We start from the raw sequence: 21,038 nt of genomic DNA, 5'->3' as shown, positions 1-21,038 counted from the left end.
GCAGCGCCCGGATCAGGGGGCGAGAAGGGCGTCGCGCACCTCGGTCCAAACCTGCTCGTTCGCCGCGACGAGCAGACCGCGGCCGTCGTCGGCGGGGTGGTAGTCGACGCCGTCGAACCGGCGGGCGACGCCACCGGCCGCCCGGACCAGCACGGTGCCCGGGGCATGATCCCAGGGCAGGGTGCGCCAGAAGAGGATGAACTGCTGCTCACCGGTGAGGATGTCCAGATATTCCCGGCCGGCGCAGTGCTGACCGGGCAGCAGCTCACCGAGCCGCCGACCGCCGGCGCGGACCCGGTCGCGGGTCTCCGATGGCAGGAACCGGGTCATCGCCGCGCCGCGGAGTTCGCCGCGCGGCGGCACCGAGATGGTGCCGTCCACCGGCCGGCCGTTGAGCAGGGTGCCGTCCTCCGCCCAACCCGCGGCGAGGGTGTCGGCGAGCGGGTCGAGGATCCAGCCGGCGACCGGTTGCCCGTCGGTCAGCAACGACACCATCAGGGCGAACGGCCGGCGACCGGCAGCGAAGTTGGCAGTGCCGTCGATCGGGTCGACCAGCCAGACGTCACCGGCGTCGCGCAGGTGCCGCAGCAACGCCGGGTCGTCGGCGACACCCTCCTCACCGACCACCTTCGAGTCGGGCCGCAGCCGGCGCAACCCCACGGAGAGCAACTCCTCGGCCCGGCGGTCGGCGACGGTGACCACCTCACCGGGCGCCTTCTCCGACACGTCGGCGTCGTCGAGCTTGCGGAACAACGGGAGCACGACCTGGCCGGCGGCCTCCCGCAGCAGGTCGCCAACGTCGTCGAGCAGGGTGTCAGCCACGCGGCGGCAGCTTGACCACGCTGACGAAGAACTCGTCGATCTGGCGGACCACCGAGATGAAACGCTCGAAGTCCACCGGCTTGGTCACGTAGGCGTTGGCGTGCAGCTGGTAGCTGCGCAGGATGTCCTCCTCGGCCTGCGAGGTGGTGAGCACCACCACCGGAATCCGACGCAGTTCCTGGTCGTTCTTGATCTCTTCGAGCACCTCCCGGCCGTCGCGCCGGGGCAGGTTGAGGTCGAGCAGGATCAGGTCGGGCGCCACCGCGTCCGCGTACTGGCCCTCCCGGCGCAGGTAGGCGAGCGCCTCGGCGCCGTCGGAGACGACGGTCAGCCGGTTCCGCAGCTTGTGCTCCTCGAACGCCTCCTGGGTCATCAGCACATCACCCGGATCGTCCTCGACCAGCAGGACCTCGATCGGGCTCCTGCCATCTGCCGGCGCGGTCATCCCACCGTCTCCCTCATGTCACCCGTTCTACCGCTTTCCGGCGACTCGTCGGCCCGGTCCGGCCGGTCCGACCCGCCGGACTGCTCGGCCGGCGCTGCCGGAGTCTCGTTCGAGGGCGTGGCGTCGCCGTCCGGCAGGGCCTGCGGCTGCTCCGACGAGTCGCCGGCGGCAGCCGCCTCCAGGTCCGCCGGAAGCGCCGGCAGGGTGAACCGGATCGCCGTGCCCTCCGGCACGTCGGTGTCCACCCAGACCCGACCCCCGTGATATTCGACGATCTTCTTGACGATGGCCAACCCGATGCCGGTGCCCGGGTACGCGTCCTTCGAGTGCAGCCGCTGGAAGATCACGAAGATCTTGTCGGCGAACTCCGGCTCGATCCCGATGCCGTTGTCCTGGCAGGTGATCTCCCACTCGGCGTCCACCAACCGGGCCGAGACGTGCACCTTGGGCGGCACATCCGCCCGGCGGAACTTGATCGAGTTGCTGACCAGGTTGGCCAGGAGGTTGGTGAGCAGCGGTTCCTCACCGGAGATCACCGGCAGATCGGTCCAGGTCAGCTCCGCGTCGGCGTACTGCCGGGCGGCCTCGGTCTGGCCGGCCACCTCGCCCATCACCTTGTTGAGGTCGACCTCGACGAAGCCGGTGGTGAGCCGGCCGATCCGGGAGAACGCGAGCAGGTCGTTGATCAGACGCTGCATCCGCTGCGCGCCGTCCACAGCGAAGGCGATGTACTGGTCGGCCCGCTCGTCGAGCTGCCCGGCGTAGCGACGCTGGAGCAACTGGCAGAAACTGGCCACCTTGCGCAGCGGCTCCTGCAGGTCGTGCGAGGCCACGTACGCGAACTGCTCCAGGTCGCGGTTGGACCGGGTCAACTCCTCGGCCTGCTTCTGCAGCTGGCTGTTTACCCACTCGATCCGCTCGCGGGCGGCCCGCACCTCGGCCAGGTCGGCGGCGATCTTCTGGCGCATCGCGTCCACGTCGTCGCCGAGCTGGATGAACTCCGGCGGGCCGGTGGTGGCGATGCGGTGCTGGTAGTCGCCCTCGGCGACCTCGCGGACCTGGGTGGCCAGGCCGGTCAGTGGCCGGATCACCATCCGGTCCAGCGAGAGCAGCAGCACCGCGCCGGCCACGACCACCACCAGGGCGGCGACGATCAGCAGCACGACCAGCACGTTGCTGCTGGTGCGCACGTTGTCGGCGGTCTGCTCCCGGGCGACCAGGACCTCCTGCTGGAGGTCGTTCACCGCCGTGCGCACCTCGTCGAACTGCTGCCGGGCCTGCTCGGTGACCAGTGCCTGGCCCGCGCTGGTGCCGTTCTGCTCGGTGGTGGTGATCACCGGCTCGGCCACCGACTGCCGCCACTGCGTGATGCGCTCCTCGACGGTCCGCAGTTCCTGGCTGATCTGTGGATAGTCGCCGAGCAGCGCCCGCATCGAGACGGTGACGCTCTCCTCCTGGGCGAGCCCCTCCCGATAGGGGTTCAGGTCGTCCGGGTCACCGCTGACCGCGTACCCACGGATCGCCGTCTCCTGGTCGAGTAGCGCGTTGAGCAGCTCCTGGGACTGCACCCGCAGGGGGCCGGTCTCGTTCAGGACGGCGTCGATCTGGGTGCGGTTGCGGGCGGCCATCGCCGCCTCCGCGCCGGCCAGGGCGAGCAGCAGCACCCCCACGACGGTGAGCAGCGTGATGACCCGGCGGCGCAGACTCCAGCCGCCGACCACCGGCTTCACCGGCCACCACCCCGGCTCACCAGCAGCATGGCCACGTCGTCGGCGAGCGGACCACCGTTGAGTCGTTCCGCCCGGCCGACCAGCCAGGCCGGCAGCTCGGGCAGCGACACCGAACGGTTGGCCGGCTCGTCGAGCAGCCCGCTCAACCCCGGCACGTCGAGGCGGTCGTTGCCCGCTCCCACCCGCCCCTCGATGAGGCCGTCGGTGTACATCAGCAGGGACCAGTCATCGGTGTCGAACTCCAGGTCGTAGGCGATCGGCCGGCGGGGTCGTACGCCCAGCAGTCGGCCTCCGGGCGCGGGCACCGGGGCGACCCGGCCGCGAGCGAGCAGCAGCGGCGGCGGGTGCCCGGCGAGTCGGACGGTGGCGCGGTTGGCGTCCAGGTCCAGCCTGGTGGTGGCCACCGTCGCGAAAATCTCCTGAAGGCGGCGCTCACTCATCAGCACCTGCTCCAGCGCGGGCAGCACCTCGTCGTCCGGCACTCCGGCGAGCACCAGCGCCCGCCAGGCCACCCGCAGCTCGACGCCGAGCGCGGCCTCGTCCACCCCGTGCCCGCAGACGTCTCCGACGATCAGGTCGAGACGGTCCGGACGGGTCTGCACCACGTCGAAGAAGTCCCCGCCGATCAGCGCGGCGTGCCGGCCGGGCCGGTAGAAGGTGTGCACCGCCACCTGGTCGGTCGTCATCAGCGGCTGGGGCAGCAGACCGCGTTCGAGGCGGGCCGACTCGGCCTGCCGCAGCTCGACCTCCCGCAGCCGGCGGGCGTTCTCGTCGGCGCGCTTGCGCTCCACTGCGTACCGCAGCGCCCGGGTCAGCAGCACCCCGTCGACCTGACCCTTGACCAGGTAGTCCTGTGCGCCCTCGGCGACCGCCACGACGCCCAGGTGCTCGTCCGAGCGGCCGGTCAGCACGCAGACCGCGGCGCCGCTGGACATCTCCAGCACCTGACGCAGCCCGTCCAGCCCCTGCGCGTCGGGCAGGCCCAGGTCGAGCAGGACGCAGTCGACGTCGTTGATCCGCTGCCGCGCCTCTCGCAGGCTGGCGGCCACCAGCAGGTCGATCATCGAGTTGGTCTCGGCGAGCAGCTCACCGACCAGGAAGGCGTCGCCCTCGTCGTCCTCCACCAGCAGCACCCGCAACCGTTCGCCCGGCGGCAGGTTGGCGTGCCGCGCCAGGCCACCGTGCGGGTACGGCACAACTGGGGACCCGGCCGAGCCGGACCCCCGGTGCGGCCGGGTCACCGCCGCGAGGCGCGGGAGTTCGCTGGTGATGTCGGGCTCCTTCCGAGTGCCCTGCTGATCCTGTATTAGACAACGGTCGCACACAACACGATGCCCACGGCACGGGCGGGGATGGGCCGCATCACTGCCCGCCGAGGGACAAACCACGCGGGTGATCAATGCGGGGCCGTACCGGCCATGCCCTCCGGGACGGCCGCGGGGCAGGATGGTGCCACCCCAGGCCCCACCACCCCCCGAGGAGTTCCCGTGGGCGCACCCCCCACCCCGGCCACGACGGGCACACCGGCCCGTCCGACTCCGGGCGTACCCCCTGCGGATCGTGCGCTGACCCGGCCGCACCGGCGGCTCGTGGCCGCCGCGGCGGCGCTGGTGGCGCTGGCCGCCGTCGGCGCCGGCAGCCTGCTCGACCTGCGCACGCCGACGCCGAAGCCGGCGGGCGCGCCGGTGGGCGAGTTCAGCGCCGGCCGGGCGTACGAGGACGTCCAGGTGATCGCCGCCCGGTCGCACGTCGCCGGCAGCGCGGCCAACGACCAGGTCCGCGCGCACCTTGAGCAGCAGTTGCGCGGGTTGGGCCTGGAGACCGAGGTGCAGGACACCGTGGCCCCGGAGGCCGGGCAGCTCAGCGGCGCGGCGGGCGGGACGACAGTGGCCCGCGTCCGCAACGTGGTGGCCCGGCTGCCCGGCACCGACTCGACCGGCCGGGTCTTCCTGGTCGCCCACTACGACTCGGTGCAGACCGGGCCGGGCGGCAACGACGACGCGGCCGGCACCTCGACCATCCTGGAGGTGGCCCGCGCGCTGACCACCGGCCCGCGGCCCCGCAACGACATCGTCTTCGTGCTCACCGACGCCGAGGAGGCGTGCCTCTGCGGCGCGTCCGCGTTCGCCGCCAGCCACCCGCTGGCCGCCGACGGCGGGGTGGTGCTCAACCTGGAGGCGCGGGGTTCCACCGGCCCGGTGATCATGTTTGAGACGTCCCGGAACAACGCGAAACTGGTGGACGTCTTCGGCCGGGCCGCTCCGCACCCGGTCGGTACCTCGTTCGCTGTGGAGATCTACCGGGCGCTGCCCAACGACACCGACTTCACAGCGTTCCTGAACCAGAAGTTCGTCGGGTTGAACTCGGCGTACATCGACGGCGGCGCGATCTACCACACGCCGCTGGACACGCCGGCGGCCATGGACCGGGGCAGCCTCCAGCAGCACGGGGACAACGCGCTGGGCCTGGCTCGGGAGTTCGGCCGCACCGACCTGACCGACCTGCGCTCCGGGCACGACGCGACCTACTTCCCGGTCCCCGGCGGCCTGGTCCGCTACCCGGGCACGCTCACCCTGCCGCTGGCCCTGCTCGCGGTGGCGGCGGTGGCCGCGCTGGGCTGGCTGATCCGTCGGCGGGGCCGGGCCAGCACCGGCCGGCTGGCCGCCGGCTTCGGGCTGGCCCTGGTGCCGATCGTGGTCGCGCCGGTCGCCGCGCAACTGCTCTGGCTGGCGATCACCACGATCCGACCGGGGTACGCGGAACTACTCGACCCGTACCGGCCGGTCTGGTACCGGTTGGCCGTCGTGGCGCTCGCCGTCGCCACCGTGTTCACCTGGTACGCGCTGCTGCGCCGCCGGATCGGCCCGGCCGCCCTGGCCGTGGGCGGGCTGGCCTGGCTGGCCCTGCTCGGGGTGCTGCTCGCTGTGGCGGTGCCGGGCGGGGCGTACCTCACCACAGTGCCGGCGCTGGCCGGCGCCCTCGGCGGGCTGGTCGCGCTGCGGACCCGGCAGACCGGGCCGTGGCCGGTGGTGGCGGTGACCGCCGCCGCGGCGGTCGGCGTGGTCATCCTCCTGCCCACTGTGGTGCTGCTCTTCCCCGCGCTGGGGATGGGCATGGGCGGGGTGGCCGCGCTGGTCGTGGTGCTGCTCGGTCTGACCGCCCTGCCGGTGGTCGACCTGCTGCACCCGCAGGCCGGCGGCCAGCGCGGCCTGCGGGCGTTGCGGGCCCGCCGGCTCGGCGTGCTGCCGGCGGCAGCCGCCGCCGTGGCGACGGTGGTGCTCGCCGGGGTCGGGCTGGGCGTCGACCGGTTCGACGCCGCCCACCCCGCGCCCACCCATCTCATGTACGCCCTGGACGCCGACACGGGCGACGCGCAGTGGGTCACCCACGAGGAGGAACTGCAACCGTGGACGGCCCAGCACATCAGCCCGGTCGAGCGGGCGTCGCTACGCGAGTGGTTCCCCGCCCTGGGCCACGAGTCACTGCGGGTCGGTACGGCTCCGAACGCCAACCTGCCGGCGCCGACAGTGCAGCTGCTGTCGGACAGCACCGCCGGTGGTGAGCGCACACTGCGGGTCAGGGTCGTGCCGCAGCGGACCGTACGCCTCGTCTCGCTGCACGTGGACGCGAAGACCGCCGAGGTGAAGCGGGCGGAGGTCGCCGGTCGGGCCGTTCCGGTGGAGCGGCAACCGACGGTCGAGGAGGCGGGGCTGGACCGGTGGGGGTTCGGGGTGGTCTTCCACGCCCCGCCACCCGAGGGGATCGAGGTGACGCTGACAGTGGTGCCGCGGGCTCCGCAGGTGTCGCTACGGGCGATGGACGCCAGTGACGGGCTGGACGGGTTGCCCGGTTTCCGCCCCCGGCCGCCGGGCGTCGGCATCGTCGGGTCGCACAGCTCCGAGATGCTGGCGGTCGCCCGCACGTATCCCTTCTGACGGGCGAGTAGGTGGTCCGGTGGTGCGATTCCTCCACCGGACCACCACCTATTCGAAGCGACCAAATATGTCACCTGACGGTGTGCGTGCGCCCGGTGCCGAATCGGGTCAGCCCGCCGGTTCGGGTTGACCGGCGCCGATGCGCCGCCAACGATTACCGTCATGGTCGGTAAAGGTCAACTCCATCAGAACGGTGTCGGCCGACCGTAACCGGTGCTCCGCCGTGACGGTGACGAAGAGATCCTGCGCGTCCCGACCGGGAATCCGGCGGACCTGTTTGGCCGCCGCCAGCGGGACCGGTTCGTCGTCCGGATCGTCCGGTGGGACGAGCCGAGCCAGCACCGCCACGTCCAACACCGGGGAGTCGCTCTCGTTGGCCACGGTGACCCGCAGCACGGAGGTGCCCCGAATCTCGGCCACCGCCGAGACCAGGCGGGCCTGGGTGGCCCGGACCCGCAGGTCGTCGGTGCGACGGGCGCGGATCTCGCGGCGCAGTCCGAGATAGACGAAGAGCAGGCTGGCGATGGAGCCGACCGCGCCGAACCAGTCCGGTACGGAACCCCAGTCGATCACGTCCTGGATTGACGACCAGTTCATGGGTCCATCGTGGAGCAAGCTGTCGAACGCCGAGCACGACGGATCGGCCGGAATCGACGCCGAATTGGAAAAGCGGACGCCGATTCCGGTCGGCCGGGCGGCCTGAACGGAGAGTGTGCAACCCAGCACGGGGATGGATATCCTTGCGGTTGACGTGGTGCGGGCGACAATCCCTCCGACTGTCCACAAGGTGACAGAGATCCTCCGCCGGCCACTGCAATTTCGCCACCGAAGGGGGACCGCATTGACTGCGGACGTTCCACCCGAGGATGCCGGCGTGCCCCGGCCCGCGTACGACCGGCCGAGTCGCGTCTCCGTCGACCCACCGCTCGGACGACTCGACAGCCCACTGCACGGGCGCGACGACCTGCTCCACGAGATCGTGCAGCCAGTCGAACCCGCAGCGGATCGGCCCCCGGTGCACATCCTGTGCGGCATGGGCGGCTCGGGCAAGAGTCACGTCGCCCTGGAGATCGCCCGCCAGGCGCGGGCCGACGGCCGGACGGTCTGGTGGGTGCAGGCGGGCCGGCTCAACTCCGGAATGCGGGAGGTGGTCAGCCAACTCGGCGCCTCGGAGACCCAGGTCGACCAGGCCTGGGCCGGGATGATCAGCGCGACCGATCTGGTGTGGCGCTACCTGAACCAGGCCGCGCAACCCTGGTTGCTGATCTTCGACAGTGCGGACGAGCCGGCCACGCTGGGCCCCACCGACGGAGTGCTCGCCGACGGCACCGGCTGGCTGCGCCGCCCGGAGGCCGACGACGGCATGGTCATCGTCACCACCCGGGACGGCAACCGGGCCACCTGGGGCACCTGGTCGACGTTGCACCAGGTGCGCCCGCTCGACGCCGAGGCCGGCGCGCAGGTGTTGACCGACCGGGCCGGCGCGCAGGCCGGTGACCTGGCCGACGCCCGGGAGTTGGCGCGGGAGCTGGGTGGACTGCCACTGGCGTTGCGCGCCGCCGGCAACTACCTGCGGTCGGTAAACGCCAGCCCGGTCTGGCGCGGCTCGTCCACCATCACCACCTTCGCCGACTACCGGGTCGCCGTGCAGCGGCGGTTCCGCTCACCACGCGACGCCACCGACGTCGACCTCGACGAGTCGCTCGGCCTGGAGATCGTCCGCGAGGTCGACGACCTCTCACTGGACCTGCTGGCCCGCCGCCAGCTCCAACAGAGCCGGCCGTTGCTCAACGTGCTGGCCTGTCTGAGCGTCTCCCCGGTGCCCTACGAGGTGGTGCTCAAGCCGGCCATCCTGGCCGGGTCGCCGCTGTTCAAGGGGCTCACCGGCCGCCAGCGGGTCAAGGTGCTGGAGGGCATCGGCGACCTCGCCCTTGTCGACTTCGACGTCCAGGAGGACGGCACCGACCCGGCCTTCGCGCACGTGCTGTCGCTGCACCCCCTGGTGCACGCGATGTTCCGCGACCGCGACGAGGTCCGCGAACAGATCGCCGAATACCACGGCCTGGTCATGAAGCTGCTGCTCGCCGCCACCGAGGGGCAGAGCCCGGACGACTCGGCGGTCTGGGCCAACTGGGACGTACTGGTGCCGCACCTGGTCGAGGCCGTGCGGGAATACCTGGTGCCACAGCAACACAAACACGACCCCGAGACGGTACGCCGCGCACTGGAACTGGCCCGACTCACCGCCCGCTACCTCATCGCGATCGGCCTACCCGGCTCCGCCTTCGACATCCTGGACCCGATCGTGCGCGGCAGCGCCGCGTACGACCATGACCTGGACCGGCCGCAGGTGCTGGCGCTGCGCCACGAGTTGGGCCGTACCTGGCTGGAACGCAACCAGCCGGAGATGGCCGACCGGGTGCTCCGCGAGGTGATCGCGGACCGCACGCGGGTGCTGGGCAGCGACGACGCCGACACCCTCGCCAGCCGACACAAACTCACCAAGGCGATCATGGCGCAGCGCCAGTGGCCGGAGGCCGAGGTGGAGTTGCGGCAGATCGTCGCCGCCGAGGACCAGGTCCGTGGCCCGGAGCACTGGGACACCATGATCGTGCGACACAGCCTGGCGCTGGCGGTACTCGCCCAACAACGGGCCCCCGAGGCCGAGGAGATGCTGCACGCCATCCTGGAGGTCCGCTACCGGACCTGGCCGCTCAACCAACCGGAAACCTGGCAGGCCCGGCACACGCTGGCCCGCTGCATGCAGGCGCAGGGCCGGCTCGCCGAGGCGGAAGCGGAACTGCGGGCCACCCTGGCCACCGTCGAACCCCGGCACGCCGACCGCGGCGAGGTGCTCGCCATCCGGGCCACCCTGGCCGCGGTGCTCCTGCTCGACGGGCGGCTCGACCCGGCGATCGAGGCGTACGAGCGGCTGCTGGCCGACCGACGACGACTACTCGGGGACACCCACCTGGACACCCTCCAGATCGAACACGCGCTGCGCCGCCTGCGCAACGGCGGCTGACGGGTCAGTGCGGGGCGGCCGGACCCAGGTCACTCGGGTCGGTGTTGCCACCGCAGATGATCACTGCCACCCGCTCCCCCGACTGCGGCACGTACGCGCCGCCGACCAGCGCGGCCAACGCGGCAGCGCCGCCCAACTCGGCGGCGACCCGCAGCTCCGACCAGAGCAGCCGGCGCGCCCGTACCAGGTCCTCGTCGCGGACCAGTACGGAGACCACGCCGGTCCGGCGGGCGGTGTCGAAGGCGATCTCGCCGATCCGCCGGGCACCCAGCGAGTCCGTGGCGATGCCGCCCACCTCGATGTCGACTGGCCGACCCGCCTTCAAGGCCGAGTGCAGGGTGGGGATCTGCTCGGGTTCGACGGCGACGACGCGTACCGACCCGCCGAACCAACTGGCGATGCCGGACACCAGACCGCCGCCGCCGACCGCCACCAGCACGGTGTCGATCCCGTCCACCTGCCGCTCCAGCTCCCGGCCGACGGTGCCCTGACCGGCCACCACCTCCGGCTGGTCGTACGCGTGCACTACCAACGCGCCGGTCTCCCCGGCCCGCTTGGTGCTCGCGGCCAACGCCTCGGCGTAGTGCTGACCGACCTGACGCACCTGTGCGCCCAGCCCGGCCAACCGCTGCACCTTCACCGGCGAGGCGGTGACCGGCACGAAGACCTCCGCCGGAACGCCCAGCGACCGGGCCGCGTAGGCAACGGCGAGGCCGTGGTTGCCGCCCGAGGCGGCGATCACCCCGGCCGACGGCAACGAGCCCTGGAGCATCCGGTTGAACGCGCCGCGCGGCTTGAACGAGCCGGTGTGCTGGTGCAACTCCAGCTTGAGGCTGAGCTGGCCGGGCACCCCCAGGTCGGCACCATCGACGGCGATGACCGGGGTTTCCCGGACCCGCCCCTCGACGAGTGCCGCGGCCGCCTCGACGTCGCTTCTGTCCACCATGGGGAAACGCCCCTTCACTACGACCAGAGGGCCAGTCGACCATCGTCGGTGAGCCCGACGAAACATCCTATGGAGATCCGTCGGCCATTCGTCGCGGGACGCACCGTGTGATAGTGCCGCGGGTCGAACAGAAAGCCCTCCCCGAGCGTGGGCCGCAGGGTCAACGACTGCGCGTCGGCGGTCACCGACTCGTGGAAGCCGTACCCGCCGGGAATCCGCAGGTTCTCGTCGTTCGGCTGCCAGCGCCGCCGCCACAGCACGGTCTCCCCACCGGCGGGGGGCACCCGCACGTAGATGTTGAACGCCAACTGCGCCACCACGTCACCGTCGAGCAGCCGCCCCGCGTACTCCCGGACCGCGTCGTCGAAGTGCACCTGGAGGCCGGCGTTGATCTCGCGGACGATGCCGACGTGCATCTCCCGACGCTGCCGCCGCCCGGGCGCGACGTCCGGCCACGCGCTCTGGAACGCGGCCAGGCACAGCTCCCGTGGCGCATCCGGCAGGCCCAGCGTGGACCAGCTCTTCTCGGCCGCGCGGGCCGCGTCCCAGTAGTCCTCGCGAAGCTCACCGGCAGCCCGGTGGTCGTTGATCGCCGGGCCGAACTTGGCGACGACGGGAAAGACCCGGCTCTCGTCGTACCGGTCCATGGGCGCGTTGGCGAGCGCGGCCGTGATCGCGTGGCAGCGGGCCGCGGACAGCAACCCCGGCACCCGGACGGCGGCCAGCCGCCCCGCGATGAGCCCTGCGACATCCGCACGGGTGATCGAGTCGGATTTGACGGCGACGAACAACGGATCTGTTCTGTTCGAGTGCTGCACGGCGGTCCTCCCGTAGCGAAGATCCCTCACCGGACATGTCACGCCCCCCGACCCACGCACCGTGCAATGTACAAACCTCCAGCAACACGCAGACATTGATCGCGACGCGTGCCAGTGACCGGTTCCCGCAGGTCCGGGCCGGGTGGCGCGAGTGCCGCTACCATCGGCGCAACCGGGTTACGCGACTCTGAGCCGTACGGCGGGCGCCTTCCACCGATCGGGGAATGGTGACGGTTCCTGACGTGCCGCATAATGCGATTAGCTCGAACGCTGACGAGGAGTTCGATATGGCTGGCGCCGGCCCGACCGATCTTGACATGCATGTCGATCGCCTGGAGATGGCGCGTCGAATAGCCCGGGAAATGATCGAGTCGGACCATCAGGCACTGGAGCTGGCCGTCCGGCAGCGCCCGCAGTGCTGGTCCCGGCACCCCGCCAGCCACAGCACCCGCGCCGACGCAACGACTCACTGACCAGCCTTCACGCGGTCACGAGGACTCAAGTTCCACGCGCCGTCCCTGGCCAATCGCGTCCGCCTCGTCGTCGGTGATGACAGCGAACGCGGCTCGTGGCACTCGGTCCGTTGCCAGCAGCGGGACGTGAATCTCGACGACAATCTCGGCCACCGCCAGATGACACACCTCCCGTACGGCGAAAGTCCAGCAGGCCGGCCCGCGCTGAGTACCGGGACGGATGCGCGAAGACGGGATCGACGATGTTCTAGCAGCATGTCGCGACACATCATCGACAGTCGACGGGCGCTCGACTCAGCTTGCTGGGGGCGGACAGGCGCCGGCGCACTGCTGGCCTGCCTCGTCGTTGTGCTGCCTTCCGCTGGATGCGCCCCCTCGGGCCACGACAGGGCTCGGGACTCGGTCTTGGAGAGGGCCGAACAGGTCGCCCACGAAACCGAGCCATGGGCGACCGACTCACACAGTCTGAAGGGCTGGAAAAGTAACCAGTCCGTACTCGACCGGCTCGTCGCCGAGACCGGAGGCGAGTTGCTCACCGCCTCAGTCCACGTTCCGGACGAGCGTGGGGTGGGCCTGCTGGGCACGGTCGAGGTCATGATGGTGGGCCACGCATCCGACGGCTGGCTGGCCGACGACGAGGTTTCTTACCAGGTCTGCGTACGCTTCGATGTTCGCCGGGAGACCAGTGGCCCCCGCGAGATCACTCCCGCGCCCATCGACTGCCCGCCTGGGGTTCCGGCCACTCGGGCACCGCAGTGACGTCGCGGCGACCGGTGCCGTTCGCTGTGGACAGCATCAGACCGACCACGCCCGGACGATGTCGTCAGGTCCCCAGATGAGATCCACGGCCCCAGCCGGAAGGTTGGCGCCAGAGCGGCTGACGACGACCAGGCCGCTGGTTCCTGCCGCAAAACCCGGAATCAGCGGGGCGTCGCGCCGCAGTTCGTCGAGGTGATGCCGGTCGAACGGGCCGTCCTGCCACTTGACGGAACCGGCGAATGCGATGTGGGAGGCGATCGGGGCGCGGTCAGCTCCGACAAGATCGATCTCCGGGTTGGACTGCCGGTTCCACCAGCCGCCGACCTCCCACGTGTCGGTCCAGGGCAAGCCTCCGGCACCGGCGGCGATGGCGAGTGCATCGCGGATGATCGGCTCGACGGCGTTGCCCCGCCAGGTGGGCCACCGACGATCAAGAATGGCGCGGGCGGCCGCTGTCCGGTCGCGTAGAACCAGTTGATGCACATCGCGAAGAATGGCCAGGTACAGACGCAGGTTGCTGTCGGCGATCCGGTACTGGGCCAGTTTGCTGGGCCTGGTGGACAGCGGCTTGTCGACAGCGAGGATCTGTTTCTCCTCGACGAGCCGGTGAAGCAGCGGGGACAGGGTGCCGGAGCTGACCGGGCCACCGCGGTCACCGGCGGCAGCGGCGATGTTGGTGAACCTGCGACTGCCTGCCCCGCCGACCGCCTCCAGGATGCGCCGGGCAGTGTCCGGGGCGGGAAAATCCGACGCCAGCGACTGTTCGGGGACGGTGAACAACGCTGAGGTCTTGTTGGAGATCTCCTGGCTCAGGAAATCGACGGCGGGCGTTCCCGGTGACCACTCCCGGGCGACACCGGGCAACCCGCCGGTGATCAGGTGCGCATCGATCGCGTCCGCGCCACTCAGCCCGGTCACGGCGGCGGTTTCGGCAAGATTGAACGGCCCGAGCACCATGTTCGTGGCCCTGCCGTAGAACGGCCGGTCGTACTCGGTGAACCGCTGCATCATGTGCAGATCGCTGCCGAGCAGCAGTAGTAGCATTGGTTTGCTGGAGATGAGCCGGTCCCAGGCGACCTGGAGATGCCCGTCGAACGTCGCGTCCTGCTCGGAGATCCAGGGCAGTTCGTCGAGGACGACCACACTCGGCGTGTCGGGCAGGACACCCGCCAGAACCCGCAGCATGTCTCCCCAGCCGCCGGCCGGCGGCTGGGACGGCAGAAGGTCGCGACCGCCAGAGGTGAGCAGCGACGAGTCGCGCAGGGCGCCGAGAAAGTAGCCGACCGCTTCGACGCTCGACGCGCCCTTGACCGCGGTGTAGAAGCAGTACGGCAGATCGACACGGTCGCACAACTCCTGCACCAGCCGCGACTTACCCACCTGCCGCCGACCGCGGATAGCGACAGAACGGCCCTCGCCGGTGCGCTTCACATGATCAAGCTGTTTGGAGAGCAGGTCGAGTTCCGTGCGCCGACCGACGAACATCGACCCCTCCGAAGCTAGATCGCATCTTACTTCGGAGCAGTCTACCTAAACGGGAGATCGTCACGGATGTGTCGTCTACTTCCAGCGGTAATGATCTAGGCCGGGGCGTAGACAGCCAAACTGGGCGACTCAGGCTCTGACCTGCTACCACACCTGGCGTAGGTGGTCCGTGATGGTCGCCATTGGTTCGCGTCAGACGGCCCAGACATGCATGATCTTGGCCGTTGCAGCCTCGCGAACCGAGTCCTGCACTCGCAGGAACGTCCATGCCGTCCCGCCGGACTTCAACGCACTAATCCCTCCCAGGGTATGAGGATCATCTGCATCCGGGGCGGATCGCCGTCCCAGCCTGGGAGAACTCTGCCGTTGCCTGACAGTGCTTGACAGCCCTTGCCGGCCTCAGTTGTGCCGGGTGTGTGCCCGATGATCTTCACTCTCCCTCTCCTGAGCCGCGCTGACGAACGGACCCTCGGAGCTCCGGACTGGGGTGGCGTCCCACCCTCAGCGAGAGGGAGGGCTTTGCGTCAGTACCGACCAAGGCTGGGCATGATCGGCAAAGCGTGACTAGCCGGATCCGGTCGGAGCTACGCCCTCTAATCAACCGCAACTCATCGTCTGTACTCTCTTTACCGTCACCGCAGGAGGGGCAACGTGAAGATTTTTATCTCTTGGAGCGGCGAACCAAGCCGCCAGATCGCCCGCGCTCTGCGCGAGTGGCTTAGCGTAGTTGTTCAACACGTCGAGCCTTGGATGTCCGACGAAGAGATCCAAAGCGGCACAAGATGGAACGAATCAATTGCTCACTCACTCGACGCAACGAATTTCGGAATCGTGTGTGTGACGCGAAGCACCCAAGCTGCTCCATGGCTACTGTTCGAATCAGGCGCGCTTGCTAAAGGCCTGGAACAAGCACGCGTTGTTCCCCTTTGCATAGATTTGGAACCATCGGACATCACTTCACCGTTGCACTCATTTCAGGCTCGAAGGCTCGACAGAGAGGGCATGCGGCGCCTCGTATACGAACTCAGCGAGCTGGCGGAAAACCCGAAGCCGCGTGAGTCCATCGACACGCTGTTCGGGGCAATGTGGCCCCAGCTAGAGACCGCAGTAACAGATGCACGTTCCGCGTCAGCACCGCCCACCGAACCGCGCAGAACGCCTGATGACATGCTTGCCGAGTTGGTGACGAGGGTGCGCAATATAGAGCGCGACATGGAGCAGAAGGAGTCAGATTCTCGCCTAGAAACGCATTATCTAACTGACAAGCTGAACCAGACTCAACGCGCCCTGGAGCTATCAGAGCGGGCAGCGCAGCATGCGGCAGCGAACTTCGAGCAAATGCAAGTCGTCTACAAAGTTACCGCAGCCAAGGCGGCGCAATTAGAACAGCAACTAGATGAGGTCAAGGCCATATCTGAAACAATGCGACAGAGGGTTGCGGAATACGATCGACTCCGGCGAGAGACGCCGAAGATCAAAGAACGCGCTTCCACCAGAAACGGAACCTAGCAGGAGGGGCGTTAGATCCGATACACCAGCCCCAGTGGCCGCGTCCCCTGCTCAGACATCCCAGAGCGCCCGAGCGCCCCGCCGGAGGCATGCCCGAGAAGGAGGCACCTGGCCCTGTCCCACGAAAACTAGGCCTGCCGGCGAGGCGGTCACTGATGGCTGCGCCGCAGCAACCTATATTAGGAGCCATGGATATAGCCGCCCCCGCTGGTGCTGACGTGCCCTTTTGGATCCAAGTGACAGCTATAGCGCTCGCACCGATTCTGGGATTCGCGGGCGTCGCTATTGGCGCTATCCTAAAAGACCGTTCCGACGCCTTGAACGCCCTGCGGGATAGGCGCCACAAGGCCTATACCGCATACTTGAAGCACGTATCGGATGCCAGCAGCGCGTTTGCAACAGAATCGGCGACAAAGTTGCGGTCCGGGGACGCGGCAAAGATCCGAGAGGTATTTGTTGACTTACAAAAGGCTACCAACGCACTACCAGCATTGTATGCAGAGATAGACCTGTTAGGTTCATACCAGACGCAGGCGGCCGTTGCGGACGGCTTCAGGCTGGTAGAAATGCAGACAGACGTTGTGATTCAAGCCCTCTCGGGGGAGGTAGACGCTACCGTCATTTCGAAGGTGCATGAGGCGGGCATACGAGCACTTATGAACTTCCGAAACGCCGCAGCAAAAGACTTGGGCGTCAGCCGCAAGGACCGGAAACGATACCGACCACTCCTAAGTGTGGACGGAGGGGCCGAACCGCAGCAACGGAAGGCTATGTTCGGTCGACAGCGAACGAAAGCTAAGGTGCCGTGAGCGCGCTTTCCGCTCCTGCCTGCGGCCTAGACAATCTGGAGCCCGCCCGACCCTGCCGGCCCTACGCGCCACTTCTGCCACCGACCAACGGCAATGACTGCTTGGATGCAGACCAAGATCTGAGGACCCTATGCCCACCTGGCCGCTTCTAGCAGCACGGAGTCCTTTGCTGTCTACGTCCGCGCCGCCAGCGGGGCTAGAACCGCCGGGGTGCCGCCGGCGCTTGCACCTGGGCGGCGGGGTCCCTGAGCGGCGACCCTCTGGGTCGGCCCCCTAATCGGCGGCGCGAGCGGCCTGCGAAGCGGGCCGCCTTGATCTCGTACAGAAAGTTCTCACAGAGGTACTACTCGCCTCATGCAAGGGCGGCAGCCCTCGGCAACCAGCGCCAGGCAACCAGGTCGTCCGGCGGCCCTGGCCGATATCGCGGAGTTCGCCGATCCGATTTATTCTGCTGCGCCTCCATCCGGCCTTTGCGCGCGTATCTCGGTCCGTTCCTGCTGGCACGAGTTGCACAACCACCGGGTTCAGACGAGACGCTGGATGCGTACTTTCGGCTTCTCGTTTCTGAGGTGGGCTTGCTTGTGCTGGCGAACCTGTTCGTCCCAGACCGCTTGGTCGTAGTCCGAGTCCGGGGGGATCCACTTGTGGGAGCCATCGCTGTAGTGGAACTTTTCATCGCTCCGCCGGAGGCGGCTCATCGAGTCCAACCGAGAAAGCGAAGGTGCAGGACCCCCGCCGGCACCCAGGTCAGGTCCCGCGAGGCGCAGACCAGTTGAGCACCCATGTAGAGCGCCAGGGAGACGGATGCGCCCTCGTACTCAGCCCGTAATTCCTGCTGTCTGGTCCGGCAGGGCCAGGGTGCGTTGCAGCCTTCGCAGGTCCAGATCGGCATCATCGGGCCGTGGGTGGTCACCGTGAGTCGCCGATAAGGCGTACGAAGTGCGCCCGTCTCTGGAGCCACCGCAGTCGCTCTGGGCAGGGATGGGGCCGACCACACCGGCACAGGTTGAGTCCGACCTCGTCGTGGCGGGTCAGGAGTACGTCGGCGGCGTCGACTTGAGCCTGGGCGTGGTCGATGAGGGCCTGCAGGCCGTAAATCGCAGTCATCCTCACCCCGTCATGCCTGCGCAGCGACGGTGCCAGCGCGCCTCCGCCATGACGGCGGCGAGGTTGATGTCGCCCGTGGCGATACGGCTCCGGGCAACATCGAGCCACAGCGGTGACGCGACGGCCTGCTCGCCGTTAGCGGTTCGCAGGCCCTCTACGGCGAGGCGTGCCAGGCGGCACGACACGAGTTGGTCGTCGTGCCCGCAGCCGACGATGAGGTAATGGCTGGCACGGTCGGGGCGGTGCTCTTCCCACAGTGCTCGGCACAGACGCCACAGCAGCCGGTGGCGACAGCCGTCAGGCGGCTCGACCGGCGGGTTCTCGACATCGAACAACATGCCCAAGACGGTCCCGCCGGCTGCGCTCTCGCGACCATGTCCGCTAGCCATGTCACGGTGACATGAGCGTGCTCGACCTGCATGGGAACCGGACTTAAGCTCCATGTTGAGCACGATGCGTAGTCACTTGATGACGGTGGGGGGCGGCCGTGCTACCCGACCATCTTCGGATTCCCGACGGCTTCTGGTCTCGGGAGGACATCAAAACCGCAGTGGGTGCCCGCGACATCGGCACTCTGTTCCGGCTGCTTGCCCGGCACGCGGGGGCGAGTCAAACGCGCATCGGGGCCGTGGTCGGCCTGGAACAGGGCTACGTCAGCCGGGTGATCGCCGGCCGGAAGGTGACCTCCATCGACGTGCTGGAACGGATCGCCGACGGCTGCGGCATGCCCGATGAGACCCGGATGTCGCTCGGCCTTGCACCGCGCCACCAACCACCTCGCCCCACCCCCGGCAGCCCGCGGGGTGATGTGCCAAACGACCGATCCTGGCGCGAGGACGTCCGCGCCGCCACGCAGCTGTGGGAAGGCGACGTGAACCGCCGAGACATGCTCCGTCAGACAGTGTTCAGCTCCGCTGGCTACACCCTGCCCGCGCTGCGCTGGTTCACCGCCCCCACCACTCAACCCGTCACACAGAAAGGACACCGATCAGTCGGTCAACCCGACATCGACACCATCCGCGAGATGACCTCCACCTACCGTCGACTCGACAACCAGCACGGCGGCGGCCACGCACGCGAAGCCCTCGCCCGCTACCTCAACCACGAGGTCACGCCCCTGCTGGCCGAGGGCCACTACGATCCTGCGACCGGGCGCAAGCTACTCGCCGCCGTCGCCGAGCTGACTCAGCTCGCCGGCTGGCAGGCGTACGACATGGCCGAACACGGCCTCGCCCAGCGCTACCTCACCCACGCCCTCGACCTCGCACGAGCTGCCGACGATGCTGGGCTCGGTGCCGAAATCCTCGCCGCGATGAGCCACCAAGCTACCTATCTCGGTCACAACGCCACCGGCGTCGATCTGGCCCGCGCCGCCCGGCAGACGGCACAACGCGCCGGCCTCGCGGTGCTGACCGCCGAGGCGCTGGTCATGGAAGCTCATGCTCACGCCGCCGCGCGCGACGAACGTGCCTGCACCACCGCACTGCACCAGGCAGAACAGACCCTCGACCGGGCCGACCGCAGCAGCGACCCGCAATGGCTCGGCTACTTCGACGAGGCATACCTGTCAGCCAAGTTCGGCCACTGCTTCCACGCCCTCGGCCACCACCAGCAGGCCGAACGCTTCACCGTCCGCTCACTGCGGATGGACGAACGCTACGTACGCGGCAAGGCCTTCAATCTCACTCTCCTCGCCTCCATCCACGCCCACCACGGCGAGCCCGATCGTGCCAGCGCCATCGGGGCCAAAGCGCTCACGCTGACCTCTCAACTACGGTCAGCCCGAGCCATCCGCTACCTACGCGACCTGCAAACCGAACTCACAGTGCACCGCCGCCGGCCAGCCGTCCGACACTTCATCAACCGCGTCGACGTAGCCCTCGGTCAACGCCGCTGACTACAGCTCACCCCGGGCTTTGCGCGCGACCAGCTCCAACACCGCGATCACCGTGCCAGATCCCACGATCTCACCCTGGGACACGAGGTCTCGCGCTTCCGCCAACGGCATCCAGGCCACTCGCTCGGCCTCGTTGACGTCCACTGCCGAACCAATATGTATCGCCTCGCGGGCAAGGAACAACAGATTCTCCGCGTCCGCGGTCGCCACCCACGGCTGGAACGACAGCATCGGTTCCACCGCACCCGGTCGCCATCCGGTCTCCTCCTCGACCTCCCGGATCGCGCAGCTCGCCGGCTGCTCACCGTCGTCGACGTAACCCCCGGGCAGTTCCCACACCCACCGGTCGAACACGAACCGGTGCCGCCGCATCAGCAGCAGGCGCTCCTGGTCGTCAAGCACCGCAACCATGGCTGACCGGGGTGCCCGGATCACGTACTGCTCGAAACGGGCACCATCCGGCAGTTCCACGTCAGCAATGCTCAGCCGCGCCCGCCGGCTGCCGTCCACCACCCGCTCACCGTGAATCGTCCAGCGCGTCGGCTCGGTAGCCTGCTCCTCCGTCACCCGCCCAGTATCCGACCGCTGGCGAGAACGGCTCCTTTGGACCTCACCGCTGTTACGGCTCAAGAGCCCTTCAGCGTCTTGTGGTCGTCAGGACCATGCCTCTCCAGGGGTCCCACAGGCTGCACTGCCGGTCCCCACCCATGCCCCATCAGCCATCTCCACACTCGAACCAGCGGTGGTACCTCTTCGAAGAGTTGAACGTAGGCCCCGCCGTTTGGTGCCAGGACGTCTTGAGTCGGTTGTGGCCGCTGCAGCACCTCCCTAAGTAGTGGCTGCGAGCTGCTGACCACGTGAGGGATGGCGTCGGGGTATATGACAGCGATCTCCACGCGCGCGCCGACGATTTGATCGCCCCACGGCTGGATGGCGTTGGTGAGCAGCCCGGTAAACCGCAGTGACGAATAGCTCTCGCTGGCCCACGTGTCGCGGACGCGGTAGAAGTCCTCCTCTGAAACGGCGACCCATACTCCGAAGGTGGCGGTGCGGCCGTCGTCTATGCGAATCGGCAAGATCACCCGCAGGTAGCTCCCGTGCCCCCGAACGGTGAGTACCACGTACGTATGGGTGTCAACCAAACGCTGAAACTCGTCGTCATCGATCCCGGCGATCTCGTCGGGCAACTCGAAGTTGACCGCCGCGTGTTCCGGATCGAGTGGCGTGCCGCAGCAGGAACACGTCACACACGGCTCAGACATGTGACGATCTTCAAGC

At 68.7% G+C, this 21,038-nt stretch carries 19 protein-coding genes; 7 read left to right on the top strand and 12 right to left on the bottom strand.

All coding sequences use genetic code 11. The features are described from left to right. Nucleotides 1–12: 12 nt before the first annotated feature. From ABZU25_RS03345 to ABZU25_RS03330, 4 genes are read right to left on the bottom strand one after another with little or no spacing between them, the layout of a single operon-like run. Nucleotides 13–822: an inositol monophosphatase gene (locus tag ABZU25_RS03345; RefSeq protein ID WP_355027694.1), complete on the bottom strand. Its 810-nt coding sequence runs from the start codon at nt 820–822 to the stop codon at nt 13–15. Continuing rightward, complete coding sequence (locus ABZU25_RS03340) at nt 815–1,267, bottom strand: response regulator (protein WP_355027693.1); 453 nt, start codon at nt 1,265–1,267, stop codon at nt 815–817. The genes ABZU25_RS03345 and ABZU25_RS03340 overlap by 8 nt, the downstream gene beginning before the upstream one ends. Further along, nucleotides 1,264–2,997 (bottom strand): ATP-binding protein, encoded by a 1,734-nt coding sequence (locus ABZU25_RS03335; protein WP_355027692.1) that lies wholly within the window; start codon nt 2,995–2,997, stop codon nt 1,264–1,266. The genes ABZU25_RS03340 and ABZU25_RS03335 overlap by 4 nt, the downstream gene beginning before the upstream one ends. Then, the gene (locus ABZU25_RS03330; RefSeq protein WP_355027691.1) at nt 2,994–4,193 is read right to left on the bottom strand and encodes a fused response regulator/phosphatase; all 1,200 of its coding nucleotides are present in this window, start codon (nt 4,191–4,193) and stop codon (nt 2,994–2,996) included. The genes ABZU25_RS03335 and ABZU25_RS03330 overlap by 4 nt, the downstream gene beginning before the upstream one ends. A gap of 393 nt (nt 4,194–4,586) precedes the next feature. Here ABZU25_RS03330 and ABZU25_RS03325 point away from each other — a divergent pair, with 393 nt between their 5' ends. After that, complete coding sequence (locus ABZU25_RS03325) at nt 4,587–6,932, top strand: M28 family peptidase (protein WP_355027750.1); 2,346 nt, start codon at nt 4,587–4,589, stop codon at nt 6,930–6,932. A gap of 108 nt (nt 6,933–7,040) precedes the next feature. On the opposite strand, the gene ABZU25_RS03320 is transcribed toward ABZU25_RS03325, so the two are convergent. Beyond that, the gene (locus tag ABZU25_RS03320) at nt 7,041–7,529 is read right to left on the bottom strand and encodes a hypothetical protein (RefSeq protein WP_355027690.1); all 489 of its coding nucleotides are present in this window, start codon (nt 7,527–7,529) and stop codon (nt 7,041–7,043) included. 277 nt (nt 7,530–7,806) lie between these two features. On the opposite strand from ABZU25_RS03320, the gene ABZU25_RS03315 reads away from it, so the two are divergent. Further along, nucleotides 7,807–9,957 (top strand): tetratricopeptide repeat protein, encoded by a 2,151-nt coding sequence (locus ABZU25_RS03315; RefSeq protein ID WP_355027689.1) that lies wholly within the window; start codon nt 7,807–7,809, stop codon nt 9,955–9,957. Between the two features lie 4 nt (nt 9,958–9,961). On the opposite strand, the gene ABZU25_RS03310 is transcribed toward ABZU25_RS03315, so the two are convergent. Together ABZU25_RS03310 and ABZU25_RS03305 are read right to left on the bottom strand one after the other, a co-directional pair. Beyond that, nucleotides 9,962–10,903, bottom strand: a complete 942-nt coding sequence (locus ABZU25_RS03310) for a threonine/serine dehydratase (RefSeq protein WP_355027688.1) — start codon at nt 10,901–10,903, stop codon at nt 9,962–9,964. 17 nt (nt 10,904–10,920) lie between these two features. Beyond that, entirely contained in the window at nt 10,921–11,721 is an 801-nt protein-coding gene (locus ABZU25_RS03305) for a proline hydroxylase (RefSeq protein ID WP_355027687.1), read from the bottom strand. A 224-nt stretch (nt 11,722–11,945) separates the two neighbouring features. Here ABZU25_RS03305 and ABZU25_RS03300 point away from each other — a divergent pair, with 224 nt between their 5' ends. After that, nucleotides 11,946–12,194 carry a hypothetical protein gene (locus ABZU25_RS03300; protein ID WP_355027686.1) on the top strand — a complete coding sequence of 83 codons (249 nt, stop codon included), beginning with the start codon at nt 11,946–11,948 and terminating at the stop codon, nt 12,192–12,194. Between the two features lie 15 nt (nt 12,195–12,209). Here ABZU25_RS03300 and ABZU25_RS03295 read toward each other — a convergent pair whose 3' ends face one another. Continuing rightward, complete coding sequence (locus ABZU25_RS03295) at nt 12,210–12,347, bottom strand: hypothetical protein (RefSeq protein WP_355027685.1); 138 nt, start codon at nt 12,345–12,347, stop codon at nt 12,210–12,212. A gap of 252 nt (nt 12,348–12,599) precedes the next feature. On the opposite strand from ABZU25_RS03295, the gene ABZU25_RS03290 reads away from it, so the two are divergent. Next, nucleotides 12,600–12,953: a hypothetical protein gene (locus ABZU25_RS03290; protein ID WP_355027684.1), complete on the top strand. Its 354-nt coding sequence runs from the start codon at nt 12,600–12,602 to the stop codon at nt 12,951–12,953. A 36-nt stretch (nt 12,954–12,989) separates the two neighbouring features. Here ABZU25_RS03290 and ABZU25_RS03285 read toward each other — a convergent pair whose 3' ends face one another. Continuing rightward, nucleotides 12,990–14,438 carry an ATP-binding protein gene (locus tag ABZU25_RS03285; RefSeq protein ID WP_355027683.1) on the bottom strand — a complete coding sequence of 483 codons (1,449 nt, stop codon included), beginning with the start codon at nt 14,436–14,438 and terminating at the stop codon, nt 12,990–12,992. Between the two features lie 651 nt (nt 14,439–15,089). On the opposite strand from ABZU25_RS03285, the gene ABZU25_RS03280 reads away from it, so the two are divergent. Beyond that, nucleotides 15,090–15,947: a TIR domain-containing protein gene (locus ABZU25_RS03280; RefSeq protein WP_355027682.1), complete on the top strand. Its 858-nt coding sequence runs from the start codon at nt 15,090–15,092 to the stop codon at nt 15,945–15,947. Nucleotides 15,948–16,135: 188 nt separating this feature from the next. Next, nucleotides 16,136–16,756: a hypothetical protein gene (locus ABZU25_RS03275; protein ID WP_355027681.1), complete on the top strand. Its 621-nt coding sequence runs from the start codon at nt 16,136–16,138 to the stop codon at nt 16,754–16,756. Nucleotides 16,757–17,865: 1,109 nt separating this feature from the next. On the opposite strand, the gene ABZU25_RS03270 is transcribed toward ABZU25_RS03275, so the two are convergent. Continuing rightward, nucleotides 17,866–18,201, bottom strand: coding sequence for a hypothetical protein (locus tag ABZU25_RS03270; protein WP_355027680.1), 336 nt, complete (start codon nt 18,199–18,201; stop codon nt 17,866–17,868). 149 nt (nt 18,202–18,350) lie between these two features. On the opposite strand from ABZU25_RS03270, the gene ABZU25_RS03265 reads away from it, so the two are divergent. Next, on the top strand, nt 18,351–19,760 hold the full coding sequence (locus ABZU25_RS03265; RefSeq protein ID WP_355027679.1) for a helix-turn-helix transcriptional regulator: 1,410 nt from the start codon (nt 18,351–18,353) through the stop codon (nt 19,758–19,760). Here the strand turns inward: ABZU25_RS03265 and ABZU25_RS03260 are convergent, their stop codons facing one another. Beyond that, on the bottom strand, nt 19,761–20,327 hold the full coding sequence (locus ABZU25_RS03260; RefSeq protein WP_355027678.1) for an NUDIX hydrolase: 567 nt from the start codon (nt 20,325–20,327) through the stop codon (nt 19,761–19,763). It abuts the gene before it with no gap. Nucleotides 20,328–20,386: 59 nt separating this feature from the next. After that, nucleotides 20,387–21,022: a DUF2199 domain-containing protein gene (locus ABZU25_RS03255; RefSeq protein WP_355027677.1), complete on the bottom strand. Its 636-nt coding sequence runs from the start codon at nt 21,020–21,022 to the stop codon at nt 20,387–20,389. Between the last annotated feature and the right edge of the window lie 16 nt (nt 21,023–21,038).

The organism is Micromonospora sp. NPDC005215 (assembly GCF_040607915.1).
In the GTDB taxonomy this organism is placed as follows: domain Bacteria; phylum Actinomycetota; class Actinomycetes; order Mycobacteriales; family Micromonosporaceae; genus Micromonospora.
Note: the sequence above shows the minus strand (reverse complement) of the source record. Positions and strands in the feature narration are given on the sequence as shown.

What these genes read in the sequence shown, in the direction of transcription:
- ABZU25_RS03340 (WP_355027693.1), bottom strand. Translation starts at nt 1,267, where the DNA reads ATGACCGCGCCGGCAGATGGCAGGAGCCCGATCGAGGTCCTGCTGGTC.
- ABZU25_RS03320 (WP_355027690.1), bottom strand. Translation starts at nt 7,529, where the DNA reads ATGAACTGGTCGTCAATCCAGGACGTGATCGACTGGGGTTCCGTACCG.
- ABZU25_RS03310 (WP_355027688.1), bottom strand. Translation starts at nt 10,903, where the DNA reads ATGGTGGACAGAAGCGACGTCGAGGCGGCCGCGGCACTCGTCGAGGGG.
- ABZU25_RS03300 (WP_355027686.1), top strand. Translation starts at nt 11,946, where the DNA reads ATGGTGACGGTTCCTGACGTGCCGCATAATGCGATTAGCTCGAACGCT.
- ABZU25_RS03285 (WP_355027683.1), bottom strand. Translation starts at nt 14,438, where the DNA reads ATGTTCGTCGGTCGGCGCACGGAACTCGACCTGCTCTCCAAACAGCTT.
- ABZU25_RS03275 (WP_355027681.1), top strand. Translation starts at nt 16,136, where the DNA reads ATGGATATAGCCGCCCCCGCTGGTGCTGACGTGCCCTTTTGGATCCAA.
- ABZU25_RS03270 (WP_355027680.1), bottom strand. Translation starts at nt 18,201, where the DNA reads ATGTTGTTCGATGTCGAGAACCCGCCGGTCGAGCCGCCTGACGGCTGT.
- ABZU25_RS03255 (WP_355027677.1), bottom strand. Translation starts at nt 21,022, where the DNA reads ATGTCTGAGCCGTGTGTGACGTGTTCCTGCTGCGGCACGCCACTCGAT.